A 21922-nucleotide genomic window follows, 5' to 3' on the forward strand; every position below is an offset into this window, starting at 1 on the left:
GATCCTGGGAAACACCATGTCGCGGTCCATCGATTACGGGAACCTGATGCACGACGCCATGCGGAGCCTGATTCGTCAGGTCCTCTCCGATGTGGCCGAGAACGGTCTGCCCGGCGCGCATCATTTCTTCATCACCTTCGACACGATGCATCCCGAAGTGGAGCTGGCCGACTGGCTGTCGGACCGGTTTCCCGAGGACATGACCGTGGTGATGCAGCACTGGTTCGACGACCTGGACGTGACCGAGGACGGCTTTGCCGTAACGCTCAACTTCGGCGACTCGCCGGAGCGTATGTACATCCCCTTCGACGCGATCCGCACCTTCGTGGACCCATCTGTTGAATTCGGCCTGCGGTTCGAGACGCAGGACGACGACGAGGCAGAAGAAAGCATCGCCGGCGCTGGTGACCTCGAAGCAGATGAGGATGACGAGGACGGCACGCCCAAGGATGCCGAAGTCGTCAGCCTCGACAGTTTCCGCAAGTAAGGGCTTTTCTGTCCCGGCTTTGCATGCCGTTGCATACTGCAATGTCGTTGAACCTCGCGAAACACTTGCTATGAAGGCTCCAGATTCCCATCCGGAGGCCTTTTCCAATGTCTGAGACCCGCACCGAAACCGACAGCTTCGGCCCGCTCGAGGTTCCTGCCGACAAATACTGGGGCGCGCAGACCCAGCGTTCGTTGATGAATTTCCCCATCGGGTGGGAGCAACAGCCCGTCGCGATCGTGCGTGCGCTCGGCGTCATCAAGAAGGCCTGCGCTCAGGCCAACACCAAATCTGGCGCGATGGACGAGACGGTCGGGAATGCGATCATCGAAGCCGCCGGCGAAGTTGTTGCGGGCAAGTTCGACGACAATTTTCCGCTCGTCGTGTGGCAAACAGGCTCCGGCACCCAGTCGAACATGAACGCGAACGAGGTCATCGCGAACCGTGCGATCGAAATCCTGGGCGGCACCATCGGCACCAAGGACCCGGTCCATCCGAACGACCATTGTAATATGGGCCAGTCCTCCAACGACACCTTCCCGACCGCGATGCATATCGCCACCGCCATGTCGGTGCGCGACGTTCTCCTGCCAGGGCTGGAAAAACTCGCCGCCGGACTTGAGGCGAAATCCGAGGAATTCAAGGACATCATCAAGATCGGGCGCACCCACACACAGGACGCCACACCCCTCACGCTCGGACAGGAGTTCTCGGGTTACGCCCATATGATCCGTCAGGGCATCGCGCGTGTGAAAGCTGCGCTGCCGGCGATCTACGAGCTTGCGCAAGGCGGGACCGCCGTTGGCACCGGACTCAACACCCGGCCCGGCTGGGGCGAGGAAGTCGCGGCGAACATGGCCGAGATCACCGGCCTGCCCTTCGTCACCGCACCTAACAAGTTCGAAGCTCTGTCGGCCCATGATGCGATGGTCTTCATGTCCGGTGCCATCGCGACGGTTGCCGGGTCTGCCTACAAGATCGCCAACGACATCCGGTTCCTTGGTTCCGGCCCGCGGTCCGGCCTCGGCGAATTGATCCTGCCGGAGAACGAGCCCGGATCCTCGATCATGCCGGGCAAAGTGAACCCGACGCAGGCCGAGGCGCTTACGCAGGTGGCCGCGCATGTCATGGGCAACGATGCCGCCATCAAGTTCGCAGGAAGCCAGGGCCACTTCGAGCTCAACGTCTACAACCCGATGATGAGCTACAACCTGCTCCAGTCGATCCAGCTTCTGGGCGACGCCGCCGACAGCTTTACCGAGCGGATGCTGAACGGCATCAAGGCCAACGAGGAGCGGATCGAGAAGCTCATGCGCGAGAGCCTGATGCTCGTCACCGCGCTCGCACCCACCATCGGCTACGACAACGCGACCAAGGTCGCCAAAACCGCGCACAAGAATGGCACGACACTCAAGGAAGAAGCCATTGCGCTTGGCTTCGTCGACGAGAAGACCTTTGACGAGGTCGTGCGGCCCGAGCAGATGATCGGCCCGAAAGCCTGATCCGCTCCCAATGAAGTTGCGAGACGGCGCGCCAGTGGTGCGCCGTTTCTTTTTGGTGCCATCAGCGCTGCCGCGATGGTAGCAAGCGTGAAACGCACCCTGTTCGGATCGTCCCTTGCTCCTCGTCACCATCTGGCCGCTCTTCGCGCTGATCTGTCTGGGCTTCGCACTCGCCCGCGCGGGGTTCCCGTCAGCAGAGTTCTGGCCGGCGGCTGAGCGGATCAACTACCTTGTGCTCTTTCCTGCCCTTCTGGTGAGCAACCTCGTCGCCGCGCCCCTCGCCGATCCGGCGATCTGGCGACTGGGCGGCGCGGCGGCGGTGACGATCTGCGGCGCGGCGGCACTCCTTTGGCTGGCCCGGCGGATACGACCGCACCCGGCCGCGCGCTTCGGCCCTTCGCTTCAGGGGATCGTGCGATTCAACACCTACCTCGGCCTCGCCGTGATCGCGAGCCTCGGCGTCTCCGGCGGGCTGGAGCGCGCGTCAGTCTATCTCGCTGTCGGTGTGCCACTTGTGAACGTGTTGGCGATCATGGGGCTGAGCGAGGGCAGTATCCTGCGCTCCCCCGGTCTGCTTCTGCGCACGATGGGGCGGAACCCCTTGATCCTTGCTTGTGTCGTAGGGATCGCGCTGGCGCTCTCGGGCTTGGGCCTGCCGTTCGGCACCGACCGCCTGCTCTCGCTTCTGGCACAGGCAAGCCTTCCTCTCGGTCTGCTTTGCGTCGGAGCGGCGCTGCGGCCCGAGGCGCTGCGGCGCGACGTGGGAGCGCTTTTCTGGATCTCGGGGCTGAGGCTGCTCGTGATGCCCGTGTTCGCGTTTGGCGTGGCACAGCTGTTCGGCCTCACCGGGCCGGAGGCCGTCGTGCTCGTCACCTTCTCGGCCATCCCGACGGCGCCTTCGGCTTACGTCCTCACCCGCCAATTGAACGGAGACGCCTCGCTCATGGCCGGCCTCGTCACGGCGCAGACGATGGCGGCGGTCCTGACCATCCCGCTCATTCTGATGATGCTCGGTCTTGGCTGACGGCGCGAAGCGGGGCTTTCCCCCACCCGCGCCTTTCGCCATCATGGGGCCATGTCCAAGGTCACCAATCTCAACCAAGCCCGCAAGGCCCGCGACCGCGCGGAGAAGCGGCGCGTGGCGGATAAGAATGCCGTCAAATTCGGGCGCACCAAAGCCCAGAAGCGTCGCGAGGAAGCTGAAGCCACCAAGGCACGGCGCGAGATCGAAGCGCATCGCAAAGATGACTGACGCCCGCCCACGCAAGCATTCGGTGACGCTCCGGGGCCACAGAACCTCGGTCTCGCTCGAGGACGACTTCTGGGAGGCATTTCGCGAGATCGCCGAGGCTCAGGGCAAAGGGATCAATGAACTCGCCGCCGAGATCGACGAGGCGCGCGGCTTGTCCTCCGGCCTCGGGTCGGCAATCCGCCTTTACGTCCTGCGTCACTACCGCAGCTAAAGACGGCAGACTTCGGCGATCCGGTCCGCCCGCGCCTCGACCATCCGGCGGCCCTCGGCGATGGCCTCCTTACCCCGAAAAAGCTCCAGCACCGTAAGGTCGTCGAAAGCTGCGTCCAGCACGACGTGTGGCGGTTCACCTGCGAAACGGGCCCGGCGGATCTGCTCGGTCATGATGTCGATCGAGGCATTCAGCACGGTGAAGTAATTCGGCGCAGCACGGCTTTCCGCATCCGCGTCGATATTGAGCGCCTCGGCAATGGCCTCCGGCAGCACCTTGGTCCAGCCTGTTCCGCCCTCGTCCTCGGTAGGTTGCTCTTCCCACGTCCGGCCCGGTCGCGTGGCATTCGGATTGACCGCAATGATGATCTCGGCCCGTTTGGCAAAGACGGCGGAGACCGGCACCGGGTTCACGAGGCCCCCGTCAAGCAGCCACATATCCTCATGCCACGTCGGTGTCATCACGCCCGGGATACCAACCGAGGCGCGTATGGCCGGATAGGTCGGTCCGCTGTCGAACCAGATTTCGCGGCCCGTCCGCATGTCGGTCGCAACAGCGGTAAACGGGAGGTCGAGATCCTCGAGCCGTTCTGGCACCCCGATGTCCTCGAGCATCCGCGTGATCTCCTGCGCTTCCACAAGGCCACCCTTGAACCGCGGATCAATGAGGCCGAAGAACCGGCGCGGCGTCAGCTCCAGCACCCAATCGCGCAATGCGTCGAGCCGACCAGAGGCCCATGCGACCCCGACAAGCGCCCCCATGGAGGTGCCCGCGACCACGCCGGGGCGCACGCCCATCTCATCGAGCGCTTCCAGCACGCCGATGTGGCACCATCCGCGCGCGCCGCCCGAGCCGAGCGCCAGGCCGATGACAGGGTCTTTTTTCATGGCATCCCCCAAAATATGTGGTTCGAAACGGTCCGCCGGTGGGTCAAAGCCGACACCGGCCTCGCGTCACGTTATCGCGAAATCACAACGGATGCAGGGACGAAACTGAACCGAATCCGCCCCTCGCCCGTTTCCATCGAAAGAAAGGACTTCATCATGCGTGCCAAGGCTATCTTGTTGTTCGTCGCCGCCGTGGCCTTTGCTCTCGGGCCGTTCATGGTGCCGGGTTTCGGCGGCTTCGATCCGGAACTCTATCCGAATCCCCAGGTAGACCCGCCGGTGCAGCCTGCGGGTTACGCCTTCGCGATCTGGGGACCGATCTACATCTGGCTCGTGGCCTCCACCGCATACGGGCTGTTCAAGCGGCACGACGTGGCCGACTGGGATCCGATGCGCCTTCCGCTTCTGATTTCGCTTGTGATCGGCACCGCTTGGCTGCCCGTCGCCATGATCTCGCCGATCTGGGCGACAATCCTGATTTTCGCGATGCTGATTCCGGCCGCGCTCGCCATGCACCGTGCTCCAAAGCGGGACCGCTGGTGGGCCGTCGCGCCGGTGGCTTTCTATACAGGGTGGCTGACAGCAGCGTCCTTCGCCTCGCTGGGCCTGACGGGTGCAGGATTCGGTCTGGTGCTGGGCGAGGTAGGCTGGGCGCTTGTCTGTATCCCGCTGGCATTGCTTACCGCGTTTCTCATCCATGCAGGACGGCGTGAGGAATGGGTCTATTTCCTGAGTGTAATCTGGGCACTTGTCGCCATTGCCGTGAAGAACTGGGGTGACGTGTGGAGCGTGACTGCCGCCGCATCGGTCGGGATCGCTATCCTGTCGTGGCGCCTCTTCACGGTGATGAGCCGGGGTCGCTCCGGCTCACCGGTCACAGCATGATCGGCCACGCGCTGGCGCCATTGCTATCTGGCACGCGCCGCGCACGCCCTCGCAAGCAGTCCAGAATTATTGGGTTTCAGCGAATCTGAATTCGCCATCGAGGGAAAAAGGCGGACGCAATCCTCTCGCGCTGTCTTAACACCGAGGCAACCACGCAGATGCCGTGCGCCTATCCAGTAGGCGCAATCAGGCGCGCCAATTCGGCGACACCCTCGCTCATCGGGCGCGTGGCCCGGATCACGTCATCGATCAGAACCCATTCAGCGGCGTCCACGTCATCTGCCGCCCTCGGAGACCCCGACAGATAACGGCAGGCGATCGCGTGGAGCGCGTAGTGAAATCCCTCTGCGCGCACGTCGATCACGTCGAGCGTTTCCCCCGCTTCCGCCTCAACGCCCGTTTCCTCGCGAAGCTCGCGCAGGGCTGCGGTCGCCACATCCTCGCCCGCCTCAACCCGGCCACCGGGATAGCCCCAGAGTCCCGCGTCCGGCGGATTGAGCCTGCGCACAAGGAGCACCTGCCCTGCCTCTACCACGACTGCGAGCGCGGCGATGGTGGCGGTCATTCCGCCGCCGTGCGCTTCTGGTGCAGCATGTCCTTGAGGTAATGCCCGGTGTGCGAGGCGTCGACCTGTGCCACATCCTCGGGCGTGCCGGTGGCGACCATCGTTCCGCCGCCGTCGCCGCCCTCGGGGCCGATGTCGAGGATCCAATCGGCTGTCTTGACCACGTCGAGGTTGTGCTCGATCACCACGACCGTGTTCCCGGCCTCGACCAATTCGTGAAGCACCTCGAGCAGCTTCTTCACATCCTCGAAGTGCAGGCCCGTGGTCGGCTCGTCGAGGATATAGAGCGTGCGGCCCGTCGAGCGTTTCGACAGCTCCTTGGACAGCTTCACGCGCTGCGCCTCGCCGCCCGACAGCGTCGTCGCCTGCTGGCCCACCTTGATGTAGCCCAAGCCTACCCGCATCAGAGCGTCCATCTTCTCGCGGATTGACGGCACCGCCTGAAAGAAGCCCTGCGCCTCTTCAACCGTCATATCAAGAACATCAGCTATGCTCTTGCCTTTGAACTGAATTTCCAGCGTCTCCCGGTTGTACCGCTTGCCTTTGCACGTCTCGCATTCGACATAGACATCCGGAAGGAAATGCATCTCGATTTTGATGACGCCGTCGCCCTGACAGGCTTCGCAGCGCCCCCCCTTCACGTTGAAGGAAAACCGCCCCGGCTTGTAGCCGCGCGCCTTGGATTCGGGCAGGCCCGCAAACCAGTCGCGGATGGGCGTGAAGGCCCCTGTGTAGGTCGCCGGGTTGGAGCGCGGCGTGCGCCCGATCGGGCGCTGGTCGATGTCGATGACCTTGTCGAGGTGTTCGAGCCCCTTGATCGTCTCGCAGGGCGCGGGCGTCTGGCGGGCGCCATTGAGCTTCATCGAGGCCGCCTTGAACAAGGTCTCGATGGTCAGGGTCGACTTGCCGCCGCCCGACACGCCGGTCACGCAAACGAATCTCCCAAGCGGAAATTCGGCAGTGACTTCCTTGAGGTTGTTGCCGGTCGCTTTCACGACAGTCACGGACTTGCCGTTGCCCTCGCGGCGGATGCCGGGCACAGCGATTTCACGGGCGCCCGAGAGGTACTGCCCCGTCACCGAAGCCGGATCGGCGGCAATCTCGCCGGGTGTGCCCTTCGACACCACCTGACCGCCGTGCACACCTGCACCGGGGCCAATGTCAAAGACGTAATCCGCCTCGCGGATCGCCTCCTCGTCATGCTCGACGACGATGACCGTGTTGCCTTGGTCGCGCAGGTTCTTGAGCGTGGTGAGCAGGCGCCCGTTGTCACGCTGGTGCAGACCGATGGACGGCTCGTCGAGCACATAGAGCACGCCGGTCAGACCAGAGCCGATTTGCGAGGCCAGACGGATGCGCTGGCTTTCGCCCCCCGACAGGGTGCCGGAGTTGCGACTGAGGGTAAGGTACTCAAGGCCGACGTTATTGAGGAACCCAAGCCGTTCGCGGATTTCCTTGAGGATCGCGCGGGCAATCTCGTTCTTCTGCGCGCTCAGCTGATCGGGCACTTTCCGGCACCAGTCATAGGCTTCGCGGATCGACATCTGCACCACCTGGCCGACGTGGAGCAGTTCTTCGGGATTATCCGAAGGTCCGATCTTGACTGCCAGCGCCTCTTCCCGCAGCCGGTAGCCGCCACAATCGCCGCAGGGACGGTTGTTCTGATACCGCTCGAACTCCTCGCGCACCCAATTGCTGTCGGTTTCGCGGTAGCGGCGCTCCATGTTCGGGATCACGCCTTCGAAGGGGCGCGTCACTTCGTAAACGCGCCCGCCCTCGTCGAAGCGGAACTTGATCTCTTCGTCGCCGGAACCGTGCAGGAACACCTGCTGCACATGAGCAGGAAGGTCTTTCCACGGCGTCTTCATGTCGAATTCATAGTGGCGCGCGATGGACTCGATGGTCTGGCGGAAATAGGGCGACTTGCCCTTGCGCCACGGCGCGATGGCCCCGTCGTAAACCTGAAGCGCGGCATCCGGCACCACCAGCCGCTCGTCGAAAAAGAGCTCCTGCCCAAGGCCATCGCAGGTGGGGCAGGCCCCGAAAGGCGCGTTGAACGAAAACAGGCGTGGCTCAATTTCCGGAATGGTGAAGCCGGACACCGGACAGGCGAAATTCTCGGAAAACGTCTGACGCTCCGGCTCGCCCTCTTTCGGCGCCGTCTCAAGAATGGCGATTCCGTCCGCCAGGTCGAGTGCAGTGCGCAGGCTGTCGGCCAGCCGCGTCTCGAGCCCTTCGCGCACAATGATTCTGTCGACCACCACGTCGATGTTGTGGCGGAATTTCTTGTCGAGGACCGGCGGTTCCTCCAGTTCGTAGAATTCGCCATTAACCTTGACGCGCTGGAAGCCCTGCTTGCGAAGCTCCTGAAATTCCTTGCGATATTCGCCCTTGCGGTCACGCACGATGGGCGCGAGCAGATAGGCCCGCGTGCCTTCTTCCATCTCCATGATCCGGTCGACCATGTCCTGCACCTGTTGTGCCTCGATGGGTCGGCCGGTGGCCGGCGAATACGGCGTCCCGGCGCGCGCGAACAGCAGGCGCATGTAATCGTAAATCTCGGTCACGGTGCCGACTGTCGAGCGCGGGTTCTTTGAGGTCGTCTTCTGCTCGATGGAAATTGCCGGGGACAGACCGGTGATATGGTCCACGTCCGGCTTTTCCATCATGTCGAGGAACTGCCGCGCATAGGCCGACAACGACTCCACATAGCGCCGCTGCCCCTCGGCATAGATCGTGTCGAAGGCCAGCGACGACTTTCCCGAGCCTGACAGGCCGGTGATGACCACCAGCTGATCACGCGGGATATCCACGTCGATTGACTTGAGATTGTGCTCGCGCGCGCCGCGCACTTCGATGAACTTCTGTTCGGGCATTACTCACCTCGCGGGGGGACAACCCCATAGATAGGGCAATCAGGCCCGGGCGCAAATGGAAAATGAGAACGAAGTGTGAACATGGGCGTTCAATTCCATTCTTCGCAAAAGCCCGCCTATGGGCTACGCTTCCCCCAATTCACAAGATCAATTTGGGGACCATCATGCTGCGCGCACTTTTCATCGCTTTGCTTTTCATGACCACTTCCTTTGCGGCATCAGCACAAGAGCGACCTTCGGCGATTCTCGTTCTCGATGCATCTGGCTCGATGTGGGGCCAGATCGAAGGGGTGAACAAAATCGTCATCGCGCGCGAAGTGGTGAGCGACCTTCTGGGCACGCTCCCCGAAGAACAGGCACTCGGTCTCGTAGCCTACGGTCACCGGACCAAGGGAGACTGCGGCGACATCGAACTCCTGTATGAGCCCGGCACGGACCGGCAGGCCATCGCAGACGCGGTGAACGGGCTGAACCCGAAGGGCAAGACGCCGCTGTCGGACGCAGTGCTTCAGGCGGCCGAGGCGCTCAAATACACCGAGGAAGCGGCCACCGTGATCCTCGTTTCGGACGGGATCGAGACCTGCGACGTGGACCCCTGCGCGCTCGGGCGGCAATTGGAACAAACCGGCGTAGGCTTCACCGCGCATGTCATCGGCTTCGACGTGACCGAGCCCGAGGCGCAGGCTCAGCTTCAGTGTCTGGCCGAAGAAACCGGCGGAATGTATCGCAGCGCGTCCAACGCGGGCGAACTGTCCAGCGCGCTGGAAGAGGTGGCGGTCGCGGAACCCGCACCAATGCCGGAGCCGGAACCCGAGCCTGCGGTGTTCGATGTTACCTTCCGCGCGACCAACGGCCAGGGCGGTCCCATCATCGCGGACGGCATCGTCTGGACGATCAACGCAGGCGATGAGGTGCTGTCAGACAAAGTCGAGGCGTCCATGCCAGTCCATGCCATCACCGAAGGCACCGCGGGCTCCGCGTCGGTCATCCGCCTGCTGGATGAGGCGACGGGTTCGGCCAGCTTCACAACCGGTGGCGGGAACATGACCGTTACTGTCGCCCTGCCCGAATACGTCCCGCCCCTGCCCGACGCCACGGTGGAAGCGCCCGCCACGGCTCCGGCCGGGTCGATGGTGCCCGTAACATTCACCGGCCCTGAGGAAGACAACGACTACATCGCCTCGGCGACCGCGGACAAGGAAGACGACTATTACGATTCCTACACCTACACCCGCAAAGCGGAGGACGGCGTGGTCATGGTGCGTATGCCCCCGACGACCGGGCCGGCTGAATTGCGCTACAAGCTTGGCGATGGCGGCGACGTGCTCGCCCGCACGTCCATCGAAGTGACGCCCCTCGACATCCAACTCACCCCGCCGAGCGAGGTCACGGTCGGCATGGTGCCGGAGATCGAATGGACCGGGCCCGACTATCAAAGCGACTACATCACCGTCGCTTCGCTCGATCAGGGCGACGGGTATTACGAGACCTATGCCTATACGAACAAGGGCAATCCCCTGCCCCTTCCGATGCCGACCGAGGCTGGGACCTATGAATTGCGGTATGTGTTGTCGGCGTCCCGCACCGTCGCGGGCCGCTCGGAGCCGTTCGAAGTAAGCGACACATCCGTGAGCCTTGAGGGCCCCGCTGAAGCCCCGGCAGGATCGGACGTCGAGATCACCTGGACCGGGCCGGATGCCAAGAACGACTACATCGGGATCGGCCGCGTCGGCCGGGACGAACGCCCCTATCTCACCTATGCCTACACGCGGACGGGCAACCCGGTTACGGTCAAGGCCCCAATCGAACCGGGCGATTACGAGATCCGGTATTTCCTTGGACAGGACCAATCCGAACTTGCTGCGGTCCCCCTGACGCTCACCGCCGTGGGCGCATCGATCACTGCGCCGCCGACCGCAGTAGGTGGGACCCAATTGTCCGTCGAGTGGACCGGTCCGGACTACAAGTCGGATTACATCGCGGTGGCCGAGGCAGGCGCGGCTGACGGGGACTACGTCACATACACCTACACGAATGAAGGTAACCCCCTTGATGTGCAGATGCCGACGGAAGGCGGCGAATACGAAATCCGCTACATCGCCAGCCAGGGCCAGGAAATGCTTGGCAGTACGCCGATTTCCGTCCAGACGGCGACGGCCAGCCTGTCAGGACCGGACAGCGCTCCTGCCGGCAGCACGATTTCTCTTTCGTGGGAAGGCCCGGCGACTCACAACGATTACCTCACTGTCGCCGAAGTCGGATCGCCTGCGGGCAAATACCTCAACTACGAGTATGTTCAGAAGGGCAGCCCGCTCGACATCGACGTGCCATCCGTGCCCGGCACGTACGAACTCCAGTATGTTCAGAACGGTCGGCCGACCAAAGTCTTGAACACCGCGCCGATCTCTGTGACCGACGTGACCGCGTCTCTCGGCGCGGCGCTCGCGGGTGACAAGATCGAGGTGACGTGGGACGGACCGGGATACCGCCGAGATCTCGTGGTCATCGCATCTCCGGACTCGGCCATCGGAAAATATGTCGATTATGCCTACGCCCGAGACGGAAGTCCTTCCGTCCTGGATGTGCCAGAAGCGTCGGGCACATACGAGTTGCGCTACATCCTGACCGGCACGACGAACCGGATCCTCAAGAGTGTCCCCTTCACTGTACCGTGACGGTCTTTCGGCCCCTTGACGTATTCATTATTTGGAATATATGTTCTCAAACACGAATGAAGGATATGTAAGAATGCTGAAAGCCATGTTCGGAGGGCGCACAATGCCCGGTCTCTCGCCCAAGGACGCCGTCGAAAAGGCCGCTGCCGGCGAAATCACTCTCGTCGATGTCCGTGACCCCGGTGAGCTTGCCATGTCCGGCAAGGCCGAGGGCGCGCTCAATATTCCGCTCGCGGTCATCCGGATGCAGGCCGACCCCCGCAGCCCGGATTATCATCCGGACCTCGATACTTCGAAACCAGTCGCGGTCTACTGCGCGTCCGGCGCACGCTCGTCGATGGCCGCGCAGGTGTTCGAGGGCTTCGGTTTCGACGTCTCGAACATCGGGGGCCTCGGGCACTGGCAGATGGCCGGTGGCAAAATCACCCGCGGTTGAAATCGGATCAAATTGAAGCAAATCGAGGCGACCCTCCCGAGGGTCGTCTTCCTTTTGTTAAGGTCTCGCGCAGACCATGGCAGGCATGAGTTCCCAGTCCGGACAGCCTGCCATGCAACCCATGTCACTCAAATCCTATGCGAACGCCACCGTCGCCGTCTGCATCGTCTGTGCCGTGCTCTTCGCGGGCGCGACGATCCTGCTCTACAGCCTTGTCGAACGCGTGGACGGTCAGATCAAAGCCTATGAGCGCCAGTCGGACCCGAGCGTGATTGCCCTAACCGATGTGGTCGGCGACCTCGGGTTCGGAGGGATGATTCATTCCTTCAAGAACTACCTCCTGCGCGGTGGGGACGAAATGCGGGTTTTTGACCGCAATACCGGAGCGATCCTGACCAATCTCGAAAAGCTCGAACGACAGCTCGGCCCGACCTATGGGGGAGAAATCGACGCCATCCGTTCAATGGTGCGGGAGTATGAGGCGCAAAGCGAAGTGGTGCGCGATATCCGCCAGCTCGATTCGGATATCGAAGGGATCGACGATGTTGTGCGCGTCGATGACACCCAAGCCGCCGTTGCAATGGTCGCGCTGACAACAGGTGTGATCGAGGGCGGGCCGGAAACGAAATGGACCACGCTTTTCGCATTACGCTCGGCGCTCGGCTACGATGGCATGATTCACCAGTTCAAGAATTTCGTGCTGCGAAAGACACCTGGATACGAAGCGGCCGCGCGGGCGTCAGCCGACCGTGCCCTGCTGGCAATCGACCAGTACCGTGGGTTCCCCATCACACCGGCTGAAGATGTCGCACTGGCCGACCTTGCCGAAGCGGTGGCGACTTTCCGTGCGAATATCGACGTGGCGCGTGACATGATCGACGCGGGCGCGGGCGCTGCAGAGATTGACACGGCCGTGCTCGTTCCGAAAGAAAGCGCCCTCTCGGCATTCGCGACGTTGGGTCAGGAAATCCAGCGACAGACACATGCAGAGCTTGTCGGTCTCCATCAGCAGATGGACCTCCTGAAACTCGGCGCGGTCGCGCTCGCGGTGCTCCTCTGCGCAGGTGTCGCAATCTTCAGCCTCGGCTTGCGTTGGACAATTCAGCGGGTCGCAGTCGCGCCGGCTGCCGCCATCGCTGAAGGGCTGGGACGACTCGCGGAAGGTGAAACCCATGTTGACCTCAGCGCCTATGCCAACGACACGGAGATCGGTCAGATCGCCCGCGCGTCACGCCGGTTCCGGGAAGCGCTCGTTGACAATATCCGCAAGAGTGAAGACCTGCGCGGTCTGAATGCGGAGCGTGACGACATGCTTCAGGAAAAAAGCCTCATGGTCGCGGAACGGGCGGATATCGCGAGCCGGCTTAACGACATCGCCCACTGGCGCAATTTGCGCGAGGAAGAACTGCGCCGCATGCATGACGACGCCGAAGTCGTCATCGCCGGGATCGAGCGCGGTAGCTTCAGCCTGCGACTGGACGACGCCTACAAGGACGAAGCGCTGGCGCTCCTCGCCCGCGACCTCAATCGAATTCTGGACGAGGTCGAGAAGAGCCTGATCGAGCTGCACGCGCCCGAAACGGGGCCAGCAGATCCCGTCGCACCGGCCGACGCAGCCCAAGCTGCGACGCTCTTGCGCCGGTCGATGGCACATGCGCTCGATACGCTGAACGAGGCCATCGACGAGGTGCGGCGCGAAGCGGACGGGTTGAAGCGCGGCACCTGAGGGCGCCGCGCCGACGCGATCAGAAGTGAATCGCGCGCCCGTACGCGTCGAGCACGGATTCGTGCATCATTTCCGACAGCGTTGGGTGTGGGAACACGGTATTCATGAGCTCTTCCTCGGTGGTTTCGAGCGTGCGCCCGACCACATATCCCTGAATCAACTCAGTCACTTCGGCACCGACCATATGCGCGCCAAGAAGCTCGCCGGTCTTGGCGTCGAACACCGTCTTGACCATCCCTTCCTGCTCGCCGAGTGCGATTGCCTTGCCATTGCCGATGAACGGAAACTTGCCAACCTTGACCTCGTAACCCAGCTCCTTGGCCTTGGCCTCGGTGTAGCCGACGCTTGCGACTTGCGGGTTGCAATAGGTGCAGCCTGCGATGCTTTCCGGCTTGACCGGGTGGGCGTGTTTCCCCGCGATCAATTCGGCAACCATGACACCCTCGTGGCTTGCCTTATGGGCAAGCCAGGGCGCACCGGCGATGTCGCCGATGGCGTAAAGCCCGACGACCCCGGTCCGACAGTATTCGTCCGTCACCACATGAGTGCGGTCGACCTTGACCCCCAGTTCCTCCAGCCCAAGCCCCTCAACGTTACCGACAATCCCCACGGCCGAGATCACGGTGTCGAATTCCTCGGTTTCCGTCTTGCCGCCCTTCTCGATATGGGCCGTCACCTTACCTTTTCCCCGATCGAGCTTGGTCACGGTCGACTTCTCCCGGATCTTCATGCCTTGCTTCTCGAACTGCTTCCTTGCGAAAGCCGATATCTCGGCGTCCTCAACCGGCAAGACCCTGTCCATAACTTCGACCACCGTCGTGTCGGCGCCCAATGTATTGAAGAAGCTCGCGAACTCGATCCCGATTGCGCCTGAGCCAATCACGAGGAGTTTCTTGGGCATCCTGACCGGCTTCAACGCGTCCTTGTAGGTCCAGACCAGATCGCCGTCCGCTTCAAGGCCCGGGAGTTGCCGGGCGCGCGCGCCGGTCGCCAATATGATGTTCTTGGCCGTGAGTTCCTCGGTCCCCTTGTCGGTCTTGACCGAGACCTTGCCCTTGGCGGGAACGCTGCCCGCCCCCATGAACACCGTCACCTTGTTCTTCTTGAGGAGATGCGCGACACCACCGGACAATTGTTTGGCCACACCGCGCGACCGCTCGACCACTTTGTCGAGGTCGTAATCCGCCTTTTCCACCGACAGACCGAAATCCTTGGCGCGATGCATCAAGTGGAACACTTCGGCCGACCGCAGAAGTGCCTTGGTGGGAATGCAGCCCCAGTTGAGGCAGATACCGCCCAGATGGTCCCGCTCGACCACAGCGGTCTTCAGGCCCAGTTGCGCCGCCCGGATCGCGGCCACATAGCCGCCCGGACCGGAGCCGACCACGATCACGTCAAAGCTGGAGTCAGCCATCTATTTCTCCCTCGCGAAAAAGTAGTTTACCCTTAAACTATTCCCGCGGGGCGTTCAATCGCCTCGAAAAACCGCGCGAAAACAAGGGCCGCCAAGCTAGCCAGCGGTAGCGTATAGCCTAGACGATTCGGGCGAATTGGTCAGGCGGACATTTCACGCAACATGGCGCCATAGCCGCCTTCGGCCACGAAGGCCGCTTCCGGCTTGGTCGTGTCACGCGAAAGCGCCTCGTTGCGGTACGGAAAGCGGCCAAAACGGCGGATGACCTCGCGGTGGACCTTGGCGTGCAGAAGGTTGCCCTGCCCGGTCTGTGGCATCCGGGTGTGCATCAGCCGAACGCAGCGGTCCTGGTCGATCAGGCTCTCGGAATGCATGAGGGGCATGTAGAAGAATTGCCGTGCGGGCTCGTCGATCTTCATGTCCCAGTGTTTGTCGATGGCGCATTTCGCGGCGGCGAGCGCCACCTTGTCGGTCGAAAACGCCTTGCCCTGCCCCCGGAACATGTTGCGCGGAAATTGATCGAGCAGGATGACATAGGCGAGTGCGCCACTCGGATAGGTCAACCAGAGCGAATAGGCCCCGCTGGTCGCCTCCCGCCAAGCTTCACCGAATCTTTCGGTGATCTCGCGGTCGAGTTCCTCCGAACCCTCGTACCACCCAGACGGTCCCACCTCATCCAGCCAGTAGTCCAGAATATCGTTCGGATTGGCCATCTTACCCTCCTGGGCCGTCCTCTGTCCCTGCCTCGACGTTACAAAAGATTTGCAATCAGGCAAGGAAACTAAACGTTAACGCATTGTGCCCGGCGACTGTGTGTCTTCCATGTCGGCCTCGTTCTGCTCCGCCACATCTTCGAGCGCATCGGCATAGAATTCGGTGGCGACTTCCATGCCCACGAGCGAAGTCTGCGGCGAGACGACCGCGTAGCTCGCCGTCTCATCCACCGGGGTCGAGGGGCGCCGCGTCGTGCGCCACAGGCCGTAGATGACCACGCCCGCGCAAAGCACCGCGAGGACAATGAAGAAGCCCGAGGCCCCAAGAGGTCCCATGATCCAGCCAGCCGCGAGCGGACCCGCGATGGCGCCCACGCCATTGACGAACATGAGACCGGCAGCGGCCGACGACATGTCGTCGACCTCGAGAAAGTCGTTGGTATGTGCGATCAGCAGGCCATAAAGCGGGCTCAGCATCCCCCCGATGAAGAACGCGGCCAGCAGCAACAGGATGAACACCGGCGCCAGCCAGGCCGCGACCGAGGCGACCACTGCCACGCTCGCGGCGCCGATGATGACAAGCCGCCGGTCCATGCGATCGGACAGGAACCCGATCGGTACCTGAAACACCAGACCACCGACATAGAACATGGCCACGAAAATCGACAGTTGCGACACGGGAAGGCCGGCCTCGGTGCCATAGACGCCCGCCATCCCGAAAACCGCAGCATTCGCGCCGCCGACCAGCACCATGCCGACCATGCCAAGCGGAGAATTCGTGAACAGTTCACGAAGCGTCATGCGCCGGGCAGTATCGAAGGCCGGGGTCGGCGAGATGGAAAGAAGGATCGGCGCGAACGAGATCGAGACCAGCACCGAGGGAAGAATGAACAGGATGAAGCCCGAGGGATCGCCAAAGGCGACAAGGCCCTGCGCGGAGATCACCCCGATCATCTGCACGATGAGATAGAGGGCGAGTGATTGCCCCCGCGTTTCGTTCGTCGCCTGGTTGTTGAGCCAGCTTTCCGCCGTCACATAGACGCCGGAGAAGCAAAACCCGATGAACAGGCGCAGGAAGGACCAGGCGATCGGATCGGTGAGTGTCGGATAAAGGATGAGCACCGCCGATATGAACGAACACAGCGCTGCGAAGACGCGTACATGGCCAACCCGCCGGATAAGCTCCGGCGCAGCCCGTGAGCCGAAAAGGAAGCCGACGAAGTAGCTGGACATCACGATGGACATCTGGAACGTCGAGAAGCCTTCCAGTCCGCCACGGATGCCCAGCAGCGTGCCCTGAATGCCGTTGCCGACCATCAGCAGCATGATCCCGAGCAGCAAGGCCCAAGACGTTCCAAGTACCTGAATCATCGCGCGCTCCCTGATCGGATCACGTTTCGCGTAACAGGCCCGGCCCCGTGTTTCGAGACCGAAACGACGCTTCGGCGGGACTTTGCGTCAGAGCGATGTGACCCAGAGGATCGTCGCATCCTCCTGTGAAACCGAAATGACGTTATGGCCCATGGAAGCATCGTAATAGGCGCTGTCGCCGCGCCGCATATCAACTGGTTCATAAAATTCGGTTATCAGGCGGATTTCTCCGGTCAGAACGTAGAGAAATTCCTCGCCATCGTGGCGCACCCAGCCGTCGAATTCCTCGAACCGACGGGCGCGCACGCGGGCACGGTAGGGAAGCATGGCTTTCTTCGTCAGTGCCCCCGCCAACAATTCATGCTCGTATGTCGCCGTGGGATGCGCCTGCCCTTCGCCGGTCTTGGTGACCGTCATGCGACCCGAAACCCGGGCGTCCTGCGGCGGCGTGAAGAGTTGCGGGACCGAGATCTCCAGCCCGACCGCCAGCTTCTTGAGCGCCTCGAACGTCGGCGACATCTGACCGTTCTCGATCTTGGAAAGCGTCGAGCGGGCAAGTCCCGCCTGACCAGCGGCCTGTTCCAGTGTCCAGCCGCGCGATTTGCGCAGCGCGCGCACGCGTTCTCCGAGGTCGAGCGGCTGCGGATCGGGCGCAGGTTCGCCGCTTTCGCGGGCGAGCCGGATCAGGCTCGGGGTCTTGAGGTCATCGTCGGCCATGCGCCGTTTTATCCCCGGGGGTCAGGCTATTGCAACTCCCACCACTTCTGCGCAAGGAAAGCGCATGGATGCGACCTTCGACCAAGGGCCAGCGCTGCCGCCGCCGCCCGACCCCTTCAACATGGCCGGATATGTGTTGGCGGCCGGACAGGCCACACCCGACAAGCTGGCGCTTTCGGTGCTGGGTGACCGACGCGATGACTGGACCTTTTCACGGCTTACCCGAGCGGTGCGGGGCATAGCGGCCGGGCTGCTGAAACAGGGCCTGACACCCGGAGACCATGTGCTCTTGCGGCTCGGCAACACCGTAGAATTTCCACTGGCCTTTCTGGGCGCCATCGCTGCCGACCTGATCCCGGTGCCGACCTCCGCAATGCTGACCGAAGCTGAAATCACCAAAATGGCGGCGCAGGTCGAGCCCGCGCTGATCATCGCGGGGGGCGGCATCGCCCTGCCCCATCCGCTGCAATGCCGGGTTCTGGACGAAGCCGTCTTGCACGATCTGGCCGCGGGTCCGGAGGCAGACTTCGCTCTCGGTGATCCCGAGCGGCCCGCCTACGCGATTTTCACCTCCGGCACCTCCGGCACGTCGCGGGCTGTCCTGCACGCCCATCGCGCGATCTGGGCGCGGCGCATGATGTGGGAAGGGTGGTATGGCCTCACCCCCGAAGATCGCCTCATGCATGCAGGTGCGTTCAATTGGACCTACACGCTCGGCACCGGCCTCATGGACCCGTGGGCGCGCGGAGCCACAGCGCTCATCCCGGCGCCGGGAACGCCGCCCACAACTCTGCCGCAGTTGATCGCCGACGAGGCAGTTACAATCTTCGCCGCCGCGCCTGGCATCTATCGACAGATGTTGCGCGCTGATATGCCGCCGACGCCCGCGCTGCGCCACGGGCTCACGGCGGGCGAGAAGCTGGCGGCCCCCATCCGTGCAAAGTGGGAGGCGGCGACGGGCACCCGGCTGCATGAGGCGTTCGGCATGTCGGAATGTTCAACCTTCGTGTCCGGAAGCCCCGCCCACCCGGCACCATCGGGGACACTGGGCTTTCCGCAGTCCGGCCGGCGGATCGCGGTGATAGGCGAAAACGGTCCCGTTGGGCGAGAAGAACCGGGCGTTCTCACCATCCACGCGACTGACCCCGGCCTGATGCTGGGCTACATGGGTGCCGGGGATGAGACCCGTGCTCGGTTCAGGGGCGAATGGTTCCTGACCGGCGACACCGTGTCGATGGGGAAGGACGGAGCGATCACCTACCTTGGCCGCGACGATGACATGATGAACGCAGGGGGCTTCCGCGTCTCACCGGTCGAGGTCGAAAGCGCCATGATCCGCCACCCGGACGTGCATGAGGCGGCGGCGGTCGAGGTCGCTGTGAAAGAGACCGCGCGCGTCATTGCCTGCGTCTATGTCCCGGAGCCGGGGCGCTCCCCGAAAAGCGCCGATCTCGCGTCCCACGCGGCGGGCAGCCTCGCGGCCTACAAATGTCCACGCGTCTTCGTGGCGGTCGAGGCCCTGCCAAAAGGTGCCAACAACAAGTTGTTGCGCCGCGAATTGCGTGATCGCTGGGCTGCAGGCGAACTTGGCCCGCAAGCCTGACCTGCTCACACCTGCGCGATCAGAGTGACTCTCTCGTCCGAGCGGATTAATCAGGGGACCATGATAAAGCTTTACATCTTCTCCGACCCGATCTGCCCCTGGTGCTACATTGGCAAGGCCCGGCTTGACGCCGCGCTCGAGCAACGGCCGAACCATCCGTTCGAAATCGAATGGCATCCGTTCATGCTGAACCCGACGATGCCCGCCGAGGGCATGGACCGGCGCGCTTACCTCGAAGGGAAGTTCGGCGGCAAAGAGGGCGCGGTGCAAGCGTATCTCCCTGTGGTTCAGGAAGCCGAGGCAAGCGGCCTCCAGATCAACTTCGACGCCATCGGGCGCACGCCGTCCACACTGGACGCGCACCGGCTGATCCACTGGGCGCATCTTGAAGGCCGGCAGACCGCGGTCGTTTCTCGTCTCTTCAAGTCCTATTTCATCGACGGTCAGGACATCGGGGACCGGACGGTTCTCGCCGACATCGCCGAGAGCACCGGCATGGACCGGGCCGTGACCGAGCGGCTGTTCGAGAGCGGTGCGGATGCGGATAACATCAAGGCGCGGGACATGGACGCCCGTGAGAAGGGCGTAAGCGCTGTCCCGACCTTTGTCATCGCCAACCAGCACGTTGTACCCGGTGCGCAGCCTACGGACCTCTGGCTCAAGGTGATCGACGAGCTCGTGACACAGGTCGAAGGCGAAGCCTGAACGCACACTGCTCGTGCGCCATTGGGACTGGCCAAGCCCCGAGCGCCGATGTATGCCATCAGCACACAATTTCTAAAGGCACATGTCCGTCACAACCGCCCCCACCAACCGCCTCGGCACGTTTGAGCTTGTCGCGCTATTGGCCGCGCTCATGTCGCTCATGGCGTTCTCGACGGATTCGCTCCTGCCCGCGATGACAGACATCGCAGCCGAAATGGCGCCGGACGACAAATCGCGCACCCAGTTTCTCATCAGTTTCTTCCTGCTCGGTGGTGGCCTCGGCATGCTGATCTTCGGGCCGCTGGCCGACAGCTTCGGCCGGCGCGGCGCGCTTCTGGCCGGTGTCGGAACCTACATGCTGGCCGCCGTCGCTGCGGCCTTCGCCCCCAACCTCGAACTGCTGATCCTGTCGCGATTCCTGATGGGGTTCGGTGCCTCTGCCGCCCGGATCGTGTCGCAGACGGTCACACGCGACCTTTATTCGGGTGCGGATCAGGCGCGGGTCGCGTCACTCATCTTCATGTTCTTTGTCGTCGTGCCAGCCGCCGCCCCTTTGATCGGCCAGCAGATCATCGTTTTCGTTGGCTGGCGCGGGCTCTTGGGCGCCTATGTCGTCTTCGGCACGGTGATCCTGACCTGGTACCTTCTGCGCCAACCCGAGACACTCGACCCCGCGCACCGGCGCGCTTTTCGTCTCAAGCCAGTCATTGCGGCGGCACGCGAGGTGCTGACCACACCGGTTTCGGCCCGCTACCTTGCCGTGCAGGTGATGATGTACGGCCAGTTCATCGCTTACCTCAGTGCCGCCGAGCAGCTTTGGGTCGATGCCCTCGGCGTTGGTGAGGCCTTTCCGATCTATTTCGCAATCATCGCGCTGCTGTCCGCCGGGGCGGGCTTCGTGAATTCGCGGCTCGTCATGCGGGTCGGGATGCGGCGGATGCTGATCGCGGCTTTCGGCTCGCAAACCGCCTTCGCGGGACTCGCATTCGTGCTCTGGACCTTCGGCGGGATGGAGACGGCAAGCGACCCGGTGCGCATCGGCGTCTTCATGGCCTGGTCGTTTTCGCTCTTTTTCATCAATGGGCTGACACTGGGCAACGTCACGGCCCTGGCGATGGAACCTTTGCCACACGTCGCGGGCACGGCAGCGGCGGTGATCGGCGCCTTCGGCATGGGGCTGGGTATGCCCATTGCGGCGGGCATTGGACAGGCCTTCGACGGCACGCCGCGTCCGATCATGCTGGGCGCCTTCGCCTGCTCGATGGTCGCCCTGGCCCTCGTAGCATCGGACATGACCCGCGAACGCCGTCAGCGCGAGAGATAGACCTCGCGCGCGCCACGGGCCGAATTCCACATCGTGCCGAGGGCGTGGTCGGGCGAAGCAAAGCTGTAGATACCTTGCGAGCGCCGGTTGCCCGACCCGAAGGTCCATGTGAACTGCGGCGCCACGTTCATGTCACAGCCCAGCACAAGGCCGAAATCCTCCACGTTGACCGCGACCGCGTGCGCCTCTTCCGGAATCGCCTTCTGCTTGACGAAGTCATAGCGCAAGGCCTTGCGCGGTCCCCGAACGGGCTCCAGCCGGGCCTTCTGGCCCCCGCTGGAGATGTAGAGACGACCGTACTCAAGCGTGATGGTCAGGGGGAACGTCTGTACACCCGTGGTCACGCCCAGCCCTGGCGCGGTGCCTGTCCACTGTCCTTCGATCATTGGCCCCAGCTCGGCCGGCGACAGGCGAGAACCATCAGAGCCGTAGCTGCAAACCTTGTTCTCATCATCCTGCGAGATGGCGGGAACGGCCATGAGGAAAAGCGCGAGCGCTGTGGCGAAGGAGCGATGTATCGTGGCACGGACAGTCATGTGGTGTCGGTCTCCCAAAGGCCCGGACGGATCATCG

General features: G+C 63.0%; 20 protein-coding genes. 12 read left to right on the plus strand and 8 right to left on the minus strand.

Annotated features, from left to right (window positions below; genetic code table 11):
• Positions 1-16: 16 nt before the first annotated feature.
• The 5 genes from B2585_RS03315 (at position 17) to B2585_RS03335 (ending at position 3452) form a co-directional block, all read left to right on the plus strand.
• On the plus strand, positions 17-487 hold the full coding sequence (locus tag B2585_RS03315) for an SspB family protein (RefSeq protein WP_292019979.1): 471 nt from the start codon (positions 17-19) through the stop codon (positions 485-487).
• Positions 488-594: 107 nt separating this feature from the next.
• Positions 595-1989 (plus strand): class II fumarate hydratase, encoded by a 1395-nt coding sequence (gene fumC, locus B2585_RS03320; RefSeq protein WP_292019981.1) that lies wholly within the window; start codon positions 595-597, stop codon positions 1987-1989.
• Positions 1990-2104: 115 nt separating this feature from the next.
• Complete coding sequence (locus tag B2585_RS03325) at positions 2105-3013, plus strand: AEC family transporter (RefSeq protein ID WP_292019982.1); 909 nt, start codon at positions 2105-2107, stop codon at positions 3011-3013.
• A gap of 51 nt (positions 3014-3064) precedes the next feature.
• Entirely contained in the window at positions 3065-3241 is a 177-nt protein-coding gene (locus B2585_RS03330) for a DUF4169 family protein (RefSeq protein WP_292019984.1), read from the plus strand.
• Positions 3234-3452 (plus strand): ribbon-helix-helix domain-containing protein, encoded by a 219-nt coding sequence (locus tag B2585_RS03335; RefSeq protein WP_292019986.1) that lies wholly within the window; start codon positions 3234-3236, stop codon positions 3450-3452. Before B2585_RS03330 ends, B2585_RS03335 begins: the two co-directional genes overlap by 8 nt.
• Here B2585_RS03335 and B2585_RS03340 read toward each other — a convergent pair.
• Entirely contained in the window at positions 3449-4339 is an 891-nt protein-coding gene (locus B2585_RS03340; RefSeq protein ID WP_292019989.1) for a patatin-like phospholipase family protein, read from the minus strand. The genes B2585_RS03335 and B2585_RS03340 overlap by 4 nt on opposite strands.
• A 156-nt stretch (positions 4340-4495) precedes the next feature.
• On the opposite strand from B2585_RS03340, the gene B2585_RS03345 reads away from it, so the two are divergent.
• Complete coding sequence (locus B2585_RS03345) at positions 4496-5224, plus strand: hypothetical protein (protein ID WP_292019990.1); 729 nt, start codon at positions 4496-4498, stop codon at positions 5222-5224.
• 169 nt (positions 5225-5393) lie between these two features.
• On the opposite strand, the gene B2585_RS03350 is transcribed toward B2585_RS03345, so the two are convergent.
• Together B2585_RS03350 and uvrA are read right to left on the minus strand one after the other, a co-directional pair.
• Entirely contained in the window at positions 5394-5789 is a 396-nt protein-coding gene (locus B2585_RS03350; protein WP_292019992.1) for an NUDIX hydrolase, read from the minus strand.
• Positions 5786-8665, minus strand: coding sequence for an excinuclease ABC subunit UvrA (gene uvrA / locus B2585_RS03355; protein ID WP_292019994.1), 2880 nt, complete (start codon positions 8663-8665; stop codon positions 5786-5788). Before uvrA ends, B2585_RS03350 begins: the two co-directional genes overlap by 4 nt.
• A 164-nt stretch (positions 8666-8829) precedes the next feature.
• Between uvrA and B2585_RS03360 the strand changes: the two genes are divergently transcribed.
• From B2585_RS03360 to B2585_RS03370, 3 genes are all read left to right on the plus strand, one after another.
• Entirely contained in the window at positions 8830-11340 is a 2511-nt protein-coding gene (locus tag B2585_RS03360) for a vWA domain-containing protein (protein ID WP_292019996.1), read from the plus strand.
• Between the two features lie 73 nt (positions 11341-11413).
• Complete coding sequence (locus B2585_RS03365; RefSeq protein WP_292019998.1) at positions 11414-11776, plus strand: rhodanese-like domain-containing protein; 363 nt, start codon at positions 11414-11416, stop codon at positions 11774-11776.
• A 112-nt stretch (positions 11777-11888) separates the two neighbouring features.
• Positions 11889-13502 (plus strand): hypothetical protein, encoded by a 1614-nt coding sequence (locus B2585_RS03370; protein ID WP_292020000.1) that lies wholly within the window; start codon positions 11889-11891, stop codon positions 13500-13502.
• Positions 13503-13521: 19 nt separating this feature from the next.
• Here the strand turns inward: B2585_RS03370 and lpdA are convergent, their stop codons facing one another.
• From lpdA to B2585_RS03390, 4 genes are all read right to left on the minus strand, one after another.
• Positions 13522-14916: a dihydrolipoyl dehydrogenase gene (gene lpdA, locus B2585_RS03375; protein WP_292020002.1), complete on the minus strand. Its 1395-nt coding sequence runs from the start codon at positions 14914-14916 to the stop codon at positions 13522-13524.
• Positions 14917-15056: 140 nt separating this feature from the next.
• Entirely contained in the window at positions 15057-15629 is a 573-nt protein-coding gene (locus tag B2585_RS03380; RefSeq protein WP_292020004.1) for a DUF924 family protein, read from the minus strand.
• 75 nt (positions 15630-15704) lie between these two features.
• Positions 15705-17000 carry an MFS transporter gene (locus tag B2585_RS03385; RefSeq protein ID WP_339718246.1) on the minus strand — a complete coding sequence of 432 codons (1296 nt, stop codon included), beginning with the start codon at positions 16998-17000 and terminating at the stop codon, positions 15705-15707.
• A gap of 87 nt (positions 17001-17087) precedes the next feature.
• Positions 17088-17717, minus strand: coding sequence for a helix-turn-helix domain-containing protein (locus tag B2585_RS03390; RefSeq protein WP_292020006.1), 630 nt, complete (start codon positions 17715-17717; stop codon positions 17088-17090).
• 64 nt (positions 17718-17781) lie between these two features.
• On the opposite strand from B2585_RS03390, the gene B2585_RS03395 reads away from it, so the two are divergent.
• The 3 genes from B2585_RS03395 to B2585_RS03405 all read left to right on the plus strand — a co-directional run bounded on the left by B2585_RS03395 (position 17782) and on the right by B2585_RS03405 (position 21349).
• Entirely contained in the window at positions 17782-19320 is a 1539-nt protein-coding gene (locus B2585_RS03395) for a class I adenylate-forming enzyme family protein (protein ID WP_292020008.1), read from the plus strand.
• A 60-nt stretch (positions 19321-19380) separates the two neighbouring features.
• Positions 19381-20025 (plus strand): DsbA family oxidoreductase, encoded by a 645-nt coding sequence (locus B2585_RS03400; protein WP_292020010.1) that lies wholly within the window; start codon positions 19381-19383, stop codon positions 20023-20025.
• 82 nt (positions 20026-20107) lie between these two features.
• Positions 20108-21349, plus strand: coding sequence for an MFS transporter (locus tag B2585_RS03405; RefSeq protein WP_292020012.1), 1242 nt, complete (start codon positions 20108-20110; stop codon positions 21347-21349).
• On the opposite strand, the gene B2585_RS03410 is transcribed toward B2585_RS03405, so the two are convergent.
• Entirely contained in the window at positions 21334-21885 is a 552-nt protein-coding gene (locus B2585_RS03410; protein WP_292020014.1) for a hypothetical protein, read from the minus strand. The two genes, B2585_RS03405 and B2585_RS03410, sit on opposite strands and share 16 nt — an antisense overlap.
• Positions 21886-21922: the final 37 nt, after the last annotated feature.

Source organism: Maritimibacter sp. UBA3975, from assembly GCF_002384975.1.
Lineage (GTDB): Bacteria > Pseudomonadota > Alphaproteobacteria > Rhodobacterales > Rhodobacteraceae > Maritimibacter.